This window comes from Candidatus Defluviilinea proxima (assembly GCA_016721115.1).
GTDB lineage: Bacteria > Chloroflexota > Anaerolineae > Anaerolineales > Villigracilaceae > Defluviilinea > Defluviilinea proxima.
The window spans coordinates 2,547,722-2,563,555 of record JADKIW010000001.1; the positions used below are offsets into that span (position 1 = coordinate 2,547,722).

Sequence of the window (15,834 nt, forward strand, 5' to 3'; positions counted from 1 at the left end):
AATGAAAACATTTCAAGTTCGACTTGTAGTTAGTATTATTTGCGTTATTCTGATAACTGGATTGGGGTATGTTCCAGTTAACGCTGGCAAGCCAACAGGCTGGTCTCCAGATGAAAAAGTGCCAGGGTACCTCGATGACACATTTACCCCATTCCTTTTAGCTGATCATAACAAAACCATACAAGCATTTGCCAGTCAATGGGTTGAGAACCAGGGGCGTAGGCGCGCGATTGTATATCGTCAATGGACTCTGGTAGGTGGATGGACACGCCCTGTGGACATCATACTTTCACCGACGAGGGGCGATGCAAACTTTTTATGGGCTTTTATGGATTCGTTGGATAATATCCATTTAATTTTCTCTGCTACTCAGTCGAGTAAAACAGCAGTGTATTACACGAGTGCACCAGCTATAAATGCGGATCGGGCGTCTGCGTGGTCCACACCTATGCTTATAGGAGAAAACGCTTTACTTTTAAATTCAGCCGTAATTATTGGTGATGGCCAGGAAAATTTAGTTATTATATACAGCGGGAATCGTGATGGAAGCGGCGTGTATTATATGCAATCCAAGGATACGGGTAAAACTTGGACAAGCCCTCTTCCAGTGTTTTTAACATATGATTCAAGTTTAAGCGCTTTCAGCCTGCGGCTTGTGCTTGGAACAGAGCAAAAGATAAGGGCTACTTGGAATGTTGTGACAAATTTGGGCGAGGATGAGTCACTATACTTTGCAAATTTTGATCTGCAAAAGTCAGAATGGGATACCCCTATTGAATTGGACCAAAGAATCAATATACGAGATTATTTTGGCCCGTCATTTCCTGCTATCGTGGATAATGGACGAGAAATTATAGTGGTGTATAACAGCGGTAATCCATTCAAAGGTCGCCCTGTTGATCTTGGCCGTCCGGTCCAATTTTTTAGTTTATCTAAAAATGGTGGGGTGACATGGAGCGATCCGTCAGTTCCATTTCCATTTCATGTGGGTAGGAGTGGTGAACATACTTTATTGTTGGATGGAGATGGCGTTCCACATACTTTGTTTATTCAGCGTATTGATACAAAGGATGAAAGCGGTAAGTACTCCAGTATTGGTGGAGTTTGGCACAGTAAATTTCAGAATGGTATTTGGACGAACCCAGATAGATTCGTGACAACATATGCCCCTCATGATATTAGAGCAGCCATTAGCCAAGGGAATGTGCTCCTTGCTGTTTGGCGTGAAGATCCAGGAGTAGAACGCCAACACGGTATTTGGTATTCTTACAATGTTTTGGATGCTTCGCAGTTGCCTGCGTCGCCTTTGGCAACCGCTGAGATTGATTATTCAGTGAAAGTGGAATCTACTACGGCGTCTTCCCCATTGACTTTTAATGAGACGCCAACACCATCATCACAGGCCGACCTTTTCAATGAATCCCCACCATCTCCTTTAGGCAATAACCCTGCGTTGCCAGTAATTATTGGTATTATTCCTGTGCTTTTAATATTAATTGGCGTGTTGGTAGGGTACCGTTTTGTATTAAATCGTAATAAATAAAATTGAAATACAAGATTTCCAGGTAGTTCAAAAATCTTTAAAAAGGATGTATGGCTTTAAAAGGTAAAAAAAGTAAAAGAACCATACCATAAAAATGAAACCTGTTATAAATTTTTCAAATGTATCCAAACGCTATAACCTTGGCCTTACTCGTTCAAGTTTGCCTTCTGTTGTTTCGCAATGGGCTAAGCAGATTGTAAAACGCGATGCCAACACTTCCGCTAATAACAAATACCACTGGGCACTAAAAGATGTCAGCTTTAAATTGGAAAAAGGGCAGTCCATGGCGTTGGTTGGCCCGAATGGAGCAGGTAAATCTACAATTTTGAAGTTGTTGGCCAAAATAACGAATCCAACTTCAGGGACAGTAGATGTCAATGGTCAGCTATCAGCTTTGATTGAGTTGGGAGCCGGGTTTCATCCAGACCTGACAGGGCGGGAAAATATATATCTCAACGGTACCATTTTGGGGCTAACATATTCTGATGTCCAAAGAAGGTTTGATGAGATTGTGGATTTTTCAGAAATCAAGGATTTTATTGACACCCCAGTTAAACGATATTCATCGGGCATGACGGTTAGGCTTGGCTTCGCAATTGCATCCTGTATCGAGCCAGATATACTACTTGTTGATGAAGTGTTGGCTGTAGGTGATGCATCTTTTCGTCAAAAGTGTATTGAACGAATCAAAACTCTGTTGAACAATGGCACAAGTTTGATCTTTGTTTCTCACGATATGGGGTTGATTCGTGCAGTGTGCGAACGCGCCATCTATGTTGAGCATGGAGAAATCCAACATGTTGGTAGTGCTGGCGAGGTTATCGATGTATATAATCAAGCTCTTGAAAAAAAGCGAATTCAAAAATTAACGACTCTGGGCGATAGTGTCGATGAAGGTAGCAAGGGTATTGAAATAACAAAAATGGAAATCCTTGATTTGACTGGGGGGCAGATCAGTGAAATGTATGTCGATCAATCTATTGAAATTCAGATACATTATGTTTCATATCAGGACATTGGAAAAGCCAACGCAATAGTTCTTATCTATCGTTCTGATGGACTTCCCTGTTGCAATATGCGCACGCATCTCGATCAATTTCCAATTACGATCCAAAAGGGAAAAGGGGTGGTTTCCATTAAACTTGAACCATTGCAGTTGTTTGGTGGGATGTACTATGCTACTGCCTGGATGATGAATGCAGAGGATTCAGATGGGCTAGCCACTGGTGCAACAGATTGGTTTGAGGTTAAGAACCGTACACCTGGACGTGAGGCCAATACAGCTGTTTTTGAACCAAAACGAAAATGGGGCCACCGCACGCTTTCTGCAGACAATCGTAATGATGAAAATTCCAATATATGAGGTAATGAATTTTGACCCCGGAAAAACAACTTCTTAAAATGCGTGATCTTGTTTGGGCTTGGACCGTTCGTACATTGCGTGCGCGTTATCAACAATCTGCATTGGGTTGGTTTTGGGCAATTGTCCAGCCTGTGGCTACAGTTGCAATATTTGCGGTTGTTTTTACACACATCGTTCGGGTGGATACAGGTGGCGTTCCTTACATCCTATTCTCTTATTCGGCTGTTGTTCCTTGGACATTACTTTCTACATCACTTACAGATATGGCGATGTCCTTGGTTCAAAATATGAATTTGGTGAGCAAAATATATTTTCCACGTGAGGCGTTACCCATCGCAACATTGTTAGCTCGCTTTGTGGATTTTGCCATTTCATTCGCTTTGTTGGTAGTTTTGGTGATCTTTTATCGTATACCAATTGCGCCATTGGGACTTCTCTACCTTGTGCTTATTATTGGAATTCAACTCGCGCTCATGCTGGGACTTGGGATTGGCTCAGCTGCCCTGAACATTTTCTACCGTGATGTGGATCCTCTTCTTAAACTCGTTATACAAATTTGGTTCTACGCATCCCCAATCTTATATCCTGCATCTCTTGTTCCTGAAGAATGGCAGTGGTTGTATTATCTTAACCCAATGGCAGGGATCATCACAGCATATCGCGATGTTCTGATTTATAACCGTTTGCCGGGAAGTTATTTGTTGCCTTCTGCGATCATTTCTTTGGTGATACTTGTTGTCGGATATAGGTTTTTCAAGCGTGTTGAGTTTCAGTTTGCCGATATTGTATAAAAATGGAGGGCTTTATGTCGAGACCGCTTGTTAGTGTAATTATCCCTACTTATGGTGGTGCTAACTTTTTGGGGAATGCGATTCGAAGTGTTTTGGATCAAACTTACTCGAATTTTGAGTTAATAATTATCGATGATAAATCACCAGATAACACTGAAGACGTTGTAAGGCAGTTTAGTGATCCTCGTATCAAATATATTCGTCATGAAATAAATCAAGGGGCTGCTACAGCCAGAGGAACCGGACGTCGAGCATCTTCTGGTGAGATCATCGCTTTTTTAGATCAAGATGATTTGTTCCATCCTGAAAAACTTGAAGCACATGTCGAATTCCTGAATCAGCATCCTGATGTTGGTTTTACCTATAACCCTTATTTTGAACTTATTCATTCATCTGACAGGGTGCGGACGGTTTTCATGCCGCCCCAAAACATCTCACTCGCGGAATTGACAGTGGGGTTTTACCTCCCGCCTAGTGCGTGGGTTGTGCGGAGAGAATGGGCTTTCCACGAGGAGATTTGGGATGCCCATGCCACCTTGCGTGGGCGTGAGATTGTCGTGTGCGGCCGTCTTTTCATGGCTGGTTGTAAATTTGCGCGTGTGGATAGAGTTCTCCATTATCGTGGCTATCACGCTCGTCGAAAAGTAAGTGAGTTGGAAAAAAATTGCAATGATGAACTTGCCTGCCAAGAGATCGTCTTATCTGACCCTCGTTGCCCGACAGATGTGTTGACTTTGCGTTCATTGGCAAATACAGTTATCAATTTGATGTGGGCAAATGTGGCTTTTACGCAAAAAGAGACCGGATTAGGGCGGCAGTTTTTATGGAATGTCGCTCAAGCAAATCCTTCTGCATTTTGGGGAACCCCATCTTTGTTCATAAACTTCCTGATGGGGTATTGTGTTGATGATGAAAGCCATGATTATGAGGAATTATTAGACTTAATATTTTCCCAACTACCGTCCGATATTCCAAATATCCTGCCGAATTATTTTTGGATGGTCTCTCGCGGGAATTTTATTAGAGGAGTGCGCGCATTGATCTGGGATCGTCCTGGCGATGCTGAAAAGTATTTGTCGCAGGCGATTAAGTACAAATTTGATGTGGACGACGCTTTTGTTCAACAAGTGACTCATGAGTTGCTTGGCTACGAAATGGCATATGGTATTAATGCTACTTTCGATATGTTTTCAAAGCTTTCTTCAGGCTTGTTGAAATTTACAGATCGCAGGACGGTAAATTGGTTTAAGGGTAGTTATTTTATTAGCCAAGCGAATCGAAACTATCTCAACGGCCAATTGGGGACAGCCTTTAGAAACATTTTGGGTGCCATGATAAGTTATCCTAGGTACCTACTAAACCGTGGCGTCATGTTGATGCTGATCAAATCCATGCTTGGAATAAAGTCTGGGCGTGACAAGTGATGTTTTAGATGGGTTCTGATGAAAAAAATTTTACTACTTGGTGCGGCTACTTTTCAAATTCCCCCGATCCAGTATGCATTGGATCGGGGATATTATGTTGTCACTTGTGATAATGTTCCGCAGAACCCTGGACATAAACTTTCTCATAAATCTTTCAATGTTAGCACCACTGACATGGATGGAATATTGTCAATAGCTCGACAGGAAAGTATTGATGGGATCATGACATTTGGCTCGGATGTGTCTGCTCCTACTGCTGCGTACGTATCCGAAAAAATGGAATTGCCCGGCAATCCTATTGAATCTGTTCAGATGTTGACGAACAAGGCGAAGTTTCGTGCATTCTTAAGCACAACGGGTATACAGCCATTGGAATTTAGAAGTTTCCCTCAACCTGAAATGAAGTCGGTTCAGGATTATATTGGTGGCTTGGAATTGCCAGTTGTAATTAAACCTGTTGATGCGGCTGGAAGCAAAGGTGTTTCGATCCTATATGATCTTGACCAGATTGAGAATCAGGTTAAGTATGCGTTTGAGAATTCAATGTCAGGGCATATTGTGATTGAAAAATACATTCAGAAAATGGGGAAGCAGGTCTGTGGCGATGGGTTTGTTCTAAACGGAGATCTCGTATTTATTGAGTTTGGTGATGGGTATTTCTATGATGACGGGGAATACCTGGCACCCTATGCTGAGTCATTTCCCAGTACCCATCAAGTTGAACACTTGGCAAAGGTGCGCGAAAAATTACAGTCAATTATTCGCGCATCGGGTTTTAGGCGTGGGCCCTTCAATTTTGATGTATTGATCACGCCATCTGGTGAGCCGTTTATTATTGAAATTGGGCCTCGTAGTGGAGGAAATTTCATTCCTAGAGCCATTCATTTAAACACAGGTGTAAATGTAGTTGCGGCGGCGGTTGAGACTTGTTTAAATTGGGACTATCAGTTTCCTGAAATTCCAACTCGGCAGGATAAATTTTATGCTTGCTATATGATCCATAGCCGTAAAAGTGGTATGTTGAAAAAAGTTGCGTTTTCTGATGAGATTGTCAAGAACATTTTTGAAGTTAACATGTATCTGGATGCAGGCAGTCCTATTCACCCGTTCCATAAGGCAAACTCTGCGATAGGAAACATTATTCTTCAGTTTGATGCTTTTGATGAAATGCAAGAGAAAATGAAAAACATGCAACAGTATTGTTTCCCGGAACTTGAGAACAATGAAATTGATTAAACGGATGTAAATTAAAAAAAGCACTTGTTTTTGGTATTGGAAGTGCTCAGGTAGATCTCATTCGACATTTGAAGTCAGATGGTTGGTGGTGTGGATTTGTTGGATGCAAGTATAAAATTGCTAGCTGGTTATAAACCAAGCGATTTCCAAATGAAAGAGAATGTGGGTTGGTGTCACTTGAACTTCTTTTTGAGTCAACCCGAAAAAGAATTTAGGCAGATGGATTATCATGTTCCACCAACTGTATCTTGCCTTGAGTATTATTATACTGATGGAGAGATTGTTAGGGCGATTAACGGCTCGCTTGAAAAGGTAGGATATTATATTAAACACGAAGAACCGCGGAATATCTAAATAGACATGGAACCCCAAAAAACTGGATACATATATCGATGAAGATAGGTATGGTTTTGTTTGATATGCAAGAACTGGGTGGATTGGAGGAGTATACGATCACCTTGGCTATAGGACTCCAGCAACAAGGGCACGATGTCACTTTGTTGTCTACTGCATGGGTCAATCCTAATAACCAATATTTGATGCGACTAAAGAAAAGCCCGGTAAAATTTTTTCATTTGCCCAAATGGATTTCGTATCCTGCATCAGATTGGGACACTAAGGAAAGAATTTTGAATGGGCTTACGTGGTTGTTTTCCCCATTTATTTTTATACTGGGTATTTTGTTGCTTTTAAGTAGGAAACAATCAGGGGTAGATGCTTTTCGTAGCGCCCGGAATTGGCTTCGAGGTCAGTTGATGAAGCGTTTTGTCGGCCCAGATTGGCGCAAACCTTTTGTGCGTTTTATGCTTGGAATGTGGAAACTGTTATGGCGTCCGGATATCCTGCATATTCAAGGCTATACAACCAGCTTACTTTTTGTTGTGGATTGGGCATATCAGAAAAAGTTGCCAATTGTTTATGAAGAGCACCAAACTCCTGACCCGCAGTTTGATTGGTGGCAGGGATTCGATAAAAGTATCAATAAGGCGAATGTCGTTGTTGCTGTTTCTGAAAAAAGCGCGGATGCATTGCGGACAGTATGTGGTGTTACTCAGCCAATTGTTGTACAAGGTCCGCTGGTTCCTGACCCGGTTGAATCTGGATTCGATGTGAATGAAATTGAACAGGGTCTTGACTCTTTACAGCTTACTGCAGTTGCGCGACTGTTTGTTACGAAGGGACTAATTTACTTACTGGATGCGTTGAAGGTAATCAGAGAAAAGTACCCCAAAATACATCTCAAAGTTTATGGTGATGGACCATTGCGAGATGAGTTGATGTCCCATGCAGATCAGTTAGGGCTAAATGGTAACGAGATTTTTGTTGGAGCGTTTACCTCTCGTGATGATTTATCTCGTATCATGGCGGAGACAGATATATTTGTCATGCCATCTATCTTAGAGGGACAGCCAGTTTCCCTTGTTGAAGCAATGGCGCATGGTCGTCCGATTGTGGCTACCACGGTCGGTGGAATCCCTGAATTGATCGAAGACGGTGTTAATGGCCTTTTATGTTCGCCGGGTGATTCGAAGTGCTTAACGCAGAAAATTCTTTTGATGCTTGATGAACCTATCCTTCGACTGAACTTGGGAAAGGCGGCAAGAAAATCTTATGAACAAGGTCCCTTTCAACCTGCCTCAGTTTGTCGCGATTTTGTTTCAATATATAATAAGGTTCTGTTGGAAAGGTGAAAGAGTTGGTATTTCGATGGACGGTATCGGAAGACCATTTTGTTTTGGATCTAGCTTTTCATCTAATACTGGAGACTCTGCGCATATTGTTAAACGAAATGGCGTTCCTGTAAGTGAGCCATTGAGTGTTTAAAGCTTATTTTAGATTCGACCATCATAGTCCACAAAGAAAGACATACTAAAATGATAAAGAAACTAAAAGCCCTTCCTCACATTCTCCTTCTACGACGTTCGTCAAGTAAAGCTGTCCTTGAAAAGGACATGCTGAAGTGGTTCCAGGTTTATAAGCCCAAGCTTCAGAAGAACACAGCAGTCGATCTGCTATGTTGGCTTTTGGATACCCACCCTGAATTTCGTAATCTTTTCTATATACGTATTGGGCGTTATTCCGGAGTTGCAGGGAAGGCCTTGCTGTTCCTTGCCAAGAAACTTTATAAACCACTTAAAGAAACATTGAGGTTTGCCGAACCTGCAAACATTGGAGCAGGTTTTTTTCGCGCACAGGGTTTGGGACCGTCATAGGCGCTGAGAAGATCGGCGAAAACTGCTGGGTCAATACGGGCGTTGCAATTGGTTACAAAGATGATAAAGGGGGGATGCCAGTTATAGGCAACAATGTCTATATTGGTGCAGGTGCAAAGATACTGGGACCTATAATAATTGGCGATAATGTTATTGTTGGGGCAAATGCGGTTATAACCAAAAATGTTCCATCCAATTGCACTGTTGCAGGAGTGCCCGCAAAAATTATTAAACGTGACGGTGTAAAGGTCAAGGAATCTTTGTCTACGGCTTCTCCGTCGGCATGACCTTATATTTTGAACGGCAATAAAAGGCTCTTGAAGATATGATAAGAAAAATTCGAAACCTTATTAGGATGATCAAACTATACCCACTTAAGTTGTTGATCAATCGCCTGCCTGATAAAAAATATATCGAGATGGATATTCGCCGGTGGGTACGGATGAACGATAATTCAAGATCGGGCGGTACGATCTGGGAACAACTGATGTGGCTTTTGTATGCGGAAAATATGGAAGAGTTTCGGAATCTTCTATATTTTCGCTTCGATTCCCCTTCTAGTTTGCTGGATAAATTTCTACTTTCCCTTTCAAAGACTCTGTTTCAGCCATTGGAGACACTATCTATTTCGGCATCAACGATTGGGCCGGGACTCGTTATCAAGCATGGATATGGTACTGCTATTAAGGCGCAAACGATTGGCGAAAATTGCTTGATCTTTCAAGATGTTGTAATTGGATATAAAAACGAGACAGATGATCTGCCAATCATTGGAAACTGTGTTCATGTTAGCGTTGGTTCAAAAGTATTGGGAAACATAACGATTGGCGATTATTCTGTTATTGCTGCTAACTCTGTCGTGACGAAGGATATGCCCCCTAATAGTCTGGCAATAGGAATACCGGCGCGCATTATAAGGGATGCTGGCACCAAAGCAGAACATGTTGCCAATGGCGAAGTTTCTGTATAGGAATTCTAGCGACAGATATTAATCAGGATTTTATTAGACTTGAATACAGCTGCGCCATCAAACATGAAAAATAAACAAAGGATCGTTCTTGGCGTCCCGGAATGGGAACCGTTCCATCAGGTGATGATGGGACAACCTGCGGATGCTACTTATGTGATTCAGGGAAACCTATCCAAAGGCTTGATGGCACGTGGACATTCTCTCTTGTTCAGTGCTCCGAACGGTGTGGACGATTTTATCTTTACATCTGACCCACAGGAAACCAAAATTGCCTTACGAACCTGGTCTGCAAATAGCTTGTTCACTCTAGTGAGTAAGCTTGTCTGGCGTATTCAGAAGCTTTTTGGTATTCCATATTTGAATTTCTTTTCTAATTATCGCTTTTATGATGCGGCTTTGCAAAATTTGAAAGACGTAGATGTTATCTATGAGCGCAATGGTTTGTATAACTATGGGCTTGCAATGGCTAGCAAGCGTCTCAAATTGTCGTATGTGATCTTCTTTGAAGCAGACCAGATCATGGAGCTTGATATCATGAATAAGCCTATTACAGGCTTGCTTCGTTGGCGCGCAAATCAAATACTTCGCTATAACCTAAATACAGCAGATTGTGTTATTTGTGTTACAGATGCAGGTAAACGCCACCTTGTCGCAAAGTGGAATATTCCTGCGAAAAAGATAGTTGTCTTCCCTAATGCTGTGCATGTGGATCGTTTTAAGCCAGATGTAGATGCACGTGGTCAAATACGTCAATCGCTTGGAATGAAAGATGAGCCGATGGTTATGTTTGTCGGAAATTTTTTCCATTGGCATGATGTAACCACTTTATTAAAGGCTTTTGCGTCTACGTTGAAAACTTGTCCGGATGCACGTCTTGTTTTGGTTGGAGATGGCGAGCATAAGGCAGAAATGATGAAATTTGCTTCGGATATTGGGCTCGACCATGCTGTTAAATTTACTGGCATTGTTCCGCATGCTGAAGTTCCACGCTATATTGCATCTGCAGATATAGCTGTTGTACCTTACCCACCCATGCAACAGGAGATGTGGCTTTCTCCGTTGAAGCTTTTTGAGTATATGTCCTCTGGTAAGGCTGTGGTTGCATCAGCGGTTGGTCAGATCGTGGATGTGCTTCAAGATGGTAAGAATGGATTGCTTGTTTCACCGGGGGATGCTGTAGCCATGTCATCTGCACTTATTAAGTTGATCCAGGATCCTAACCTGCGCTTAAAACTGGGAACACAGGCACGTGAGGATGCTGTTCAGAAATTTTCCTGGGAAAGTTACCTCACGCGACTTGAACGGATATTCAATGCGATCATTGCACGTCAACCTGTAGACACAATTTAACGCGTCAAAACATTACATCAACCTGATTCTATGCCCAAACAGAAGCCTGTCGTTAGCATTATCATCCCTAATTACAATCATGCTCAATACATAAGTGATGCGATTAATAGCGTCTTGAACCAGACCTACCCCGATTACGAAGTGATCGTTGTAGATGATGGCTCAAAAGATAATAGCCGTGAAGTGATCGATGCGTACGGCGGCAAAATCCGTGCTATTTACCAGCAAAACCAAGGGCTTTCCGCCGCACGTAATACCGGTATTACTGCCGCACAGGGCGATTACATTGGTGTACTCGATGCAGACGATATGTACGAGCCAGAATTCATCAGTACGCTTGTTTCGCTACTGGAAAGTCAACCTGATGCTGATGGTGTTTACTGTGGTTATCGCTTTGTGGATCATTTGAATAATCCATTGCCTCAGGTTGAAGCACGAGAGGTTGCACCCGAAAAGTTGTATGGGGCGCTTGTGGACGGAAACTTTCTCGTTCCCGAATCGATTTTTGTTCGTAAATATTGTTACGAAAAAGTGGGCCTATTCGATACTTCACTGCGTGCTCTGGAAGACCTTGATATGTGGCTTCGGATCACGAGCCAATTCAGGGTTACTCATACAACGAAAATTCTGACAAGGCATCGTATTTTACCGGGCAGTATGTCTACCGATCCAACACGGCAATTCCAAAATCGCTTGAAGGTTATCGAAAAGCATTTTGGGGCTGAACCAATTTCCAGTGAGGCGTGGAGCGAGGCGCAAAGAAGGGCATATGGACGTGCGTACCTTGTGTCTGCTGTTGAGTATCTTCAAGCGCACAATGAAGATCGTGCATTTGAATGTATATGTTCAATGGTTGCAATTTCCCCAAATCTAGTAGCCAATGTTGAAACATTTTACGAGTTGGTATGTGGGGATCAGCCAAAAGGCTATCGTGGCGAATTTTCTTCAGTCGATTTAGAAAAAAGTTCCCAGACAGTTTTCCGCCTTTTAGTAAGGCTATCCCAAGTTCCTGAACTGCATGAATTTATGCATTTAAAGCAAATAGCTTACGCCAATGCCTATTATGCATCGGGTTTGATTGCATATGGACAAGGGAAAACGAATGCCGCACGTAATTTCTTTTTGATGGCCGTAAAATATCGCCCTCAACTTCTTTTGGATCGAACGCTGACTGGGTTTTTATTACGATCCCTCATTGGAACAAAATTGATTCGTTCGATGAAAAAGTTTTTAGGAAGATCTAATTAATGCGGATTTTATTTGTATCCAGCCAATACCCGCCATATGAATTAGGTGGTTATGAACAACTCTGTCATGAAGTGACGACTGACCTGTTAACGCGCGGGCATGATGTTAGAGTTCTAACCAGCAGATATGGAATACATTCAGAGGACGAGATCCATGTAGGAAATGTGACACGTTCCCTGCATCTGATGGCTGACATTCATTATTACAAGCCTCTTGATTTCTTTTTGAAGCTTCCTTCGCAGGAAAAGAAAAATCTTGCGGAACTGAAACAGGTAATTGACCAATTTAAGCCTGATATTGTCATGTTTTGGGGGATGTTCGGAATGTCGCATACTTTGCCTTACTGGGCAGAAAAATGGATGCCCGGGCGTACGACATATTATATGGCTTCCTACTGGCCGATTGATGAAGATCTTCATATGGCTTATTGGATGTCATCCGCAAATCGATGGGTAACCGAACAACTCAAGCAGGTTCTTCGGACTTTTGCTCTGGCTCGTCTGAAACGGACTGGATATCCGCCCAAATTACAATTTGAGAATGTGATCTGTTGTAGCTCATATGTTAGAGATCGACTTGTGGATGACGGTATATTCCCATCGAGTGCCTACGTAGTTTATGCGGGTGCAGATCCTGCACCATTTCAAAATCAGAGATCAAAAAAAGAATTTGCATCAGAATCAACGATCCGCCTACTTTATTTTGGAAGATTAGTGCCTGATAAAGGCGTGCATACTGCAATTGAAGCCATTGGCTTGCTCAAGAAAAATGGACTTGCAGACCAGGTTGAGTTAACGATCCTTGGCGATGGTCATCCAGATTATAAGAACTTGTTGCATCGTCGAGTTGAAGAATTGGGTATTGCAGATCATGTTCACTTTTCCGGTAAAGTTGCCCGCGAGGATATTCCTGAAAAATTGAGTCACTTTGATGTGTTTCTGTTTACTTCCATCTGGCCCGAACCATTTGGCCGTACTATTGTGGAAGCGATGATGGCCGGACTGGTGGTTATTGGCTCTGATGTAGGCGGAAGCCGTGAAATATTCCAGCATTATGATAAAGAGATGTTATTCCAGCCCGAAGATGCGCAAGGCCTGGCAGACAGGATTATTCGCATCATTTCTGACTCTGGGCTGGGGCAACGCTTAATTGATTCTGGCCGACGTTTGGCTTTTGAACGCTTCACGATCCATCAAATGACGAATGGTATTGAAAAATTTCTTATAGATGTATCCAAGCATGCAGATGTGTCGGAAAGCGCTCAATGAAAATTTTATTTCTTACGAACTTTTATCCTCCTGCCAGTCGTGGAGGATATGAACAGTGGTGTCAGGAAGTTGCTGATGGTTTAACAAAACGCGGGCACGATATCCTTGTCCTTGCCAGTAGCCATGGAAAGAGCACCGTGCAAGATGATCCAATTTGGGTTCGACGCGAACTCTATTTGGAAATGGAATTTGCATCGCTTCAAAATGCCCTCCATTTTTTTACCGCCCGAAAGAAACGAGAAAATGAAAACCTGGTCTTACTTCGAAAGACCATAGCGGACTATAAACCTGATATTGTCTTAATTTGGGGGATGTGGAATCTTTCACGTTCCCTATCCGCCCTGGCTGAAGCAATGATGCCTGGGCGGGTTGCTTATTATGTGGGTGATTACTGGCCTACTCTGCCTGACCAGTTCGAGAATTACTGGAATGCCTCGCCGCGTAATTTCATCACAGGGCTCCCAAAACTCTTGCTGAAGCCTATTGCTCAGCAAATACTGGCGCGCGAGAAAAGACCAGTTTTGAAATTAGAGCATGTTATGTTCCCATCTACATTTATGATGGAAGAATTTAAACGAAAAGGGATTTCTCCTCGAAATGTAAAGATCGTGCACGGTGGAATTGATACAAGGCCCTATCTCGATGGGCTTGTTACGCATCACAAACACTTATCCTTGTTATATATTGGACGCCTTACGCACGAAAAAGGGGTTCATACCACGATCGAGTCGTTGGGGCAGCTTGTGCATGAACATAATATTAAAGACCTGACTCTGACTATAGTTGGAGATGGCGAATCTGACTATATGAATCACCTGCACCAACTTGTCGAAGATAAAAGGCTCGTCTCTTTCGTAAACTTTCTACCTGTTCAGCCTAAGGATGCTTTACCAGTCCTCTATCGTGCTGCCGATGTATTTTTATTCACGTCCATTTGGCCTGAGCCATTTGGAAGGGTCATTGTTGAAGCAATGGCATCGGGAGTAGCCGTGATTGGGACAAGTGTTGGAGGGGCATCAGAGATCCTTGTGGACGGTGATAATGCTCTGGTGTTTTCTCCCGATAATCCATCAAGCCTGACACAACAAGTGATGCGGTTGATCGAAACGCCTGCTTTACGTGAACAGTTGATTGCGTCTGCTCGAGAAACGGCTGTAAATAAATTCGATATTCAGCGTATGACGGCAGAGATCGAATCATACCTGCAAACGATGATCAAATGAAAATCCTTTTTCTTTCGCGCTGGTTCCCGTGGCCTATGAATAACGGCTCAAAGATTCGCATCTATAACCTGTTGCGTGGATTGAGTCAGCATCACGATGTGACATTGCTTAGTTTTGCAGACCAGCCTGAAGTGAGTCCCGATGCGCCTGAGGTAAGAGAGATCTGTTCGGATGTTAGGGTCGTCCCTTGGCGAGAGTTCAATCCCAGCACTTTGGGTGCACGTCTTGCCATCTTAAATTTGAAACCGCGCTCTGTGGTGGATACTTTCTCAGTTGATATGGCAAATGCCATCACTGAAACCTTGAACAAACAACAGTATGATCTTGTGATTGCATCACAGTTGCAGATGGCGGCATATTATCCATATTTCCAAAATCTTCCCGCCTTGTTCGAAGAGATAGAGATTGGTTTGTTCCATGATCAAGCATTTTCTGCGGATGGAAAGATACGCTTCAGACATGCTTTGACCTGGTTTAAGCTTCGCATGTACCTTTCCCGTCTCCTTGACTCTTTTCAGGCATGCACGGTGGCTTCCGCACAGGAACAGCAGTTGATTTTGCAAAGTTTTCCCAGTTACAAGAAGATGGTCAAAATCATCCCTAACTGTTTGAATGTGGATGAGTATAAAAATATTAATGTAGAGAAAAAATCAAATACTTTAATTTTTTCTGGACCGTTTAAATATAAGGCAAACTATGATGCCATGCTTTGGTTTGTAGGTGAAGTATTTCCATTGGTCCTTGAAAAGAAGCCAGATACCCAACTGATTATTACAGGTGACCATGCCAATTTACCGTTGCCGTCATTAAGGAACATAACTCTTGCTGGTTATGTGGATGATATTAAGGCACGTATAGCTTCATCCACGATAAGCATTGCCCCACTTTTAAGTGGAGGGGGAACGCGCCTGAAAATATTAGAAGCAATGGCGTTAGGTACATCTGTAGTAGCTACTTCTAAAGGTGCAGAGGGTCTGGACGCTCGGACCGAAGAACACCTCGTAATTGCAGACTCTGCCGATACATTTGCAAGTTCTATCCTACAGTTATTCCAGGAAACGGATTTACGTCAGAAACTTGTGGAAAATTCCCAAAAATTGGTTTACGAAAAATACGACTGGGGGGGAGTTATGCCTACTTTTCTAGAATTATTGGAGAAAAGTATTAGAAAAAATTGACCTTACATTTTTGTTACTTTTTTCGAT

Annotated in this window: 15 protein-coding genes; all 15 read left to right on the plus strand. The window is 42.5% G+C overall.

The window, feature by feature from the left end; genetic code table 11:
- Position 1 precedes the first annotated feature (1 nt).
- The 15 genes from IPP66_11855 to IPP66_11925 all read left to right on the plus strand — a co-directional run bounded on the left by IPP66_11855 (position 2) and on the right by IPP66_11925 (position 15,807).
- A complete protein-coding gene (locus tag IPP66_11855; GenBank protein ID MBK9925969.1) occupies positions 2-1,543 on the plus strand; it encodes an exo-alpha-sialidase in 1,542 nt (513 codons plus the stop codon).
- Positions 1,544-1,637: 94 nt separating this feature from the next.
- The gene (locus IPP66_11860; protein ID MBK9925970.1) at positions 1,638-2,906 is read left to right on the plus strand and encodes an ABC transporter ATP-binding protein; all 1,269 of its coding nucleotides are present in this window, start codon (positions 1,638-1,640) and stop codon (positions 2,904-2,906) included.
- Positions 2,907-2,944: 38 nt separating this feature from the next.
- Positions 2,945-3,697: an ABC transporter permease gene (locus IPP66_11865; GenBank protein ID MBK9925971.1), complete on the plus strand. Its 753-nt coding sequence runs from the start codon at positions 2,945-2,947 to the stop codon at positions 3,695-3,697.
- A gap of 14 nt (positions 3,698-3,711) precedes the next feature.
- Positions 3,712-5,121: a glycosyltransferase family 2 protein gene (locus IPP66_11870; protein MBK9925972.1), complete on the plus strand. Its 1,410-nt coding sequence runs from the start codon at positions 3,712-3,714 to the stop codon at positions 5,119-5,121.
- A gap of 18 nt (positions 5,122-5,139) precedes the next feature.
- A complete protein-coding gene (locus IPP66_11875; GenBank protein MBK9925973.1) occupies positions 5,140-6,357 on the plus strand; it encodes an ATP-grasp domain-containing protein in 1,218 nt (405 codons plus the stop codon).
- A 78-nt stretch (positions 6,358-6,435) separates the two neighbouring features.
- Positions 6,436-6,711, plus strand: a complete 276-nt coding sequence (locus IPP66_11880; GenBank protein ID MBK9925974.1) for a hypothetical protein — start codon at positions 6,436-6,438, stop codon at positions 6,709-6,711.
- Between the two features lie 38 nt (positions 6,712-6,749).
- Complete coding sequence (locus IPP66_11885; GenBank protein ID MBK9925975.1) at positions 6,750-8,048, plus strand: glycosyltransferase family 4 protein; 1,299 nt, start codon at positions 6,750-6,752, stop codon at positions 8,046-8,048.
- A gap of 183 nt (positions 8,049-8,231) precedes the next feature.
- Positions 8,232-8,570: a hypothetical protein gene (locus IPP66_11890; GenBank protein ID MBK9925976.1), complete on the plus strand. Its 339-nt coding sequence runs from the start codon at positions 8,232-8,234 to the stop codon at positions 8,568-8,570.
- Positions 8,501-8,857, plus strand: coding sequence for a hypothetical protein (locus tag IPP66_11895; GenBank protein ID MBK9925977.1), 357 nt, complete (start codon positions 8,501-8,503; stop codon positions 8,855-8,857). The genes IPP66_11890 and IPP66_11895 overlap by 70 nt, the downstream gene beginning before the upstream one ends.
- Before the next feature lie 68 nt (positions 8,858-8,925).
- Complete coding sequence (locus IPP66_11900; protein ID MBK9925978.1) at positions 8,926-9,540, plus strand: serine acetyltransferase; 615 nt, start codon at positions 8,926-8,928, stop codon at positions 9,538-9,540.
- Positions 9,541-9,603: 63 nt separating this feature from the next.
- Positions 9,604-10,890 (plus strand): glycosyltransferase family 4 protein, encoded by a 1,287-nt coding sequence (locus IPP66_11905; GenBank protein ID MBK9925979.1) that lies wholly within the window; start codon positions 9,604-9,606, stop codon positions 10,888-10,890.
- A gap of 30 nt (positions 10,891-10,920) precedes the next feature.
- Positions 10,921-12,138, plus strand: coding sequence for a glycosyltransferase (locus tag IPP66_11910; GenBank protein MBK9925980.1), 1,218 nt, complete (start codon positions 10,921-10,923; stop codon positions 12,136-12,138).
- Entirely contained in the window at positions 12,138-13,406 is a 1,269-nt protein-coding gene (locus IPP66_11915) for a glycosyltransferase family 4 protein (protein ID MBK9925981.1), read from the plus strand. Before IPP66_11910 ends, IPP66_11915 begins: the two co-directional genes overlap by 1 nt.
- The gene (locus IPP66_11920) at positions 13,403-14,629 is read left to right on the plus strand and encodes a glycosyltransferase family 4 protein (protein MBK9925982.1); all 1,227 of its coding nucleotides are present in this window, start codon (positions 13,403-13,405) and stop codon (positions 14,627-14,629) included. Before IPP66_11915 ends, IPP66_11920 begins: the two co-directional genes overlap by 4 nt.
- The gene (locus IPP66_11925; GenBank protein ID MBK9925983.1) at positions 14,626-15,807 is read left to right on the plus strand and encodes a glycosyltransferase; all 1,182 of its coding nucleotides are present in this window, start codon (positions 14,626-14,628) and stop codon (positions 15,805-15,807) included. The genes IPP66_11920 and IPP66_11925 overlap by 4 nt, the downstream gene beginning before the upstream one ends.
- Positions 15,808-15,834 lie beyond the last annotated feature (27 nt).

What these genes read in the sequence shown, in the direction of transcription:
- IPP66_11905 (MBK9925979.1), top strand. Translation starts at nt 9,604, where the DNA reads ATGAAAAATAAACAAAGGATCGTTCTTGGCGTCCCGGAATGGGAACCG.
- IPP66_11920 (MBK9925982.1), top strand. Translation starts at nt 13,403, where the DNA reads ATGAAAATTTTATTTCTTACGAACTTTTATCCTCCTGCCAGTCGTGGA.
- IPP66_11915 (MBK9925981.1), top strand. Translation starts at nt 12,138, where the DNA reads ATGCGGATTTTATTTGTATCCAGCCAATACCCGCCATATGAATTAGGT.
- IPP66_11890 (MBK9925976.1), top strand. Translation starts at nt 8,232, where the DNA reads ATGATAAAGAAACTAAAAGCCCTTCCTCACATTCTCCTTCTACGACGT.
- IPP66_11885 (MBK9925975.1), top strand. Translation starts at nt 6,750, where the DNA reads ATGAAGATAGGTATGGTTTTGTTTGATATGCAAGAACTGGGTGGATTG.
- IPP66_11870 (MBK9925972.1), top strand. Translation starts at nt 3,712, where the DNA reads ATGTCGAGACCGCTTGTTAGTGTAATTATCCCTACTTATGGTGGTGCT.
- IPP66_11900 (MBK9925978.1), top strand. Translation starts at nt 8,926, where the DNA reads ATGATCAAACTATACCCACTTAAGTTGTTGATCAATCGCCTGCCTGAT.
- IPP66_11865 (MBK9925971.1), top strand. Translation starts at nt 2,945, where the DNA reads ATGCGTGATCTTGTTTGGGCTTGGACCGTTCGTACATTGCGTGCGCGT.
- IPP66_11860 (MBK9925970.1), top strand. Translation starts at nt 1,638, where the DNA reads ATGAAACCTGTTATAAATTTTTCAAATGTATCCAAACGCTATAACCTT.
- IPP66_11925 (MBK9925983.1), top strand. Translation starts at nt 14,626, where the DNA reads ATGAAAATCCTTTTTCTTTCGCGCTGGTTCCCGTGGCCTATGAATAAC.
- IPP66_11875 (MBK9925973.1), top strand. Translation starts at nt 5,140, where the DNA reads ATGAAAAAAATTTTACTACTTGGTGCGGCTACTTTTCAAATTCCCCCG.
- IPP66_11880 (MBK9925974.1), top strand. Translation starts at nt 6,436, where the DNA reads ATGGTTGGTGGTGTGGATTTGTTGGATGCAAGTATAAAATTGCTAGCT.
- IPP66_11855 (MBK9925969.1), top strand. Translation starts at nt 2, where the DNA reads ATGAAAACATTTCAAGTTCGACTTGTAGTTAGTATTATTTGCGTTATT.
- IPP66_11910 (MBK9925980.1), top strand. Translation starts at nt 10,921, where the DNA reads ATGCCCAAACAGAAGCCTGTCGTTAGCATTATCATCCCTAATTACAAT.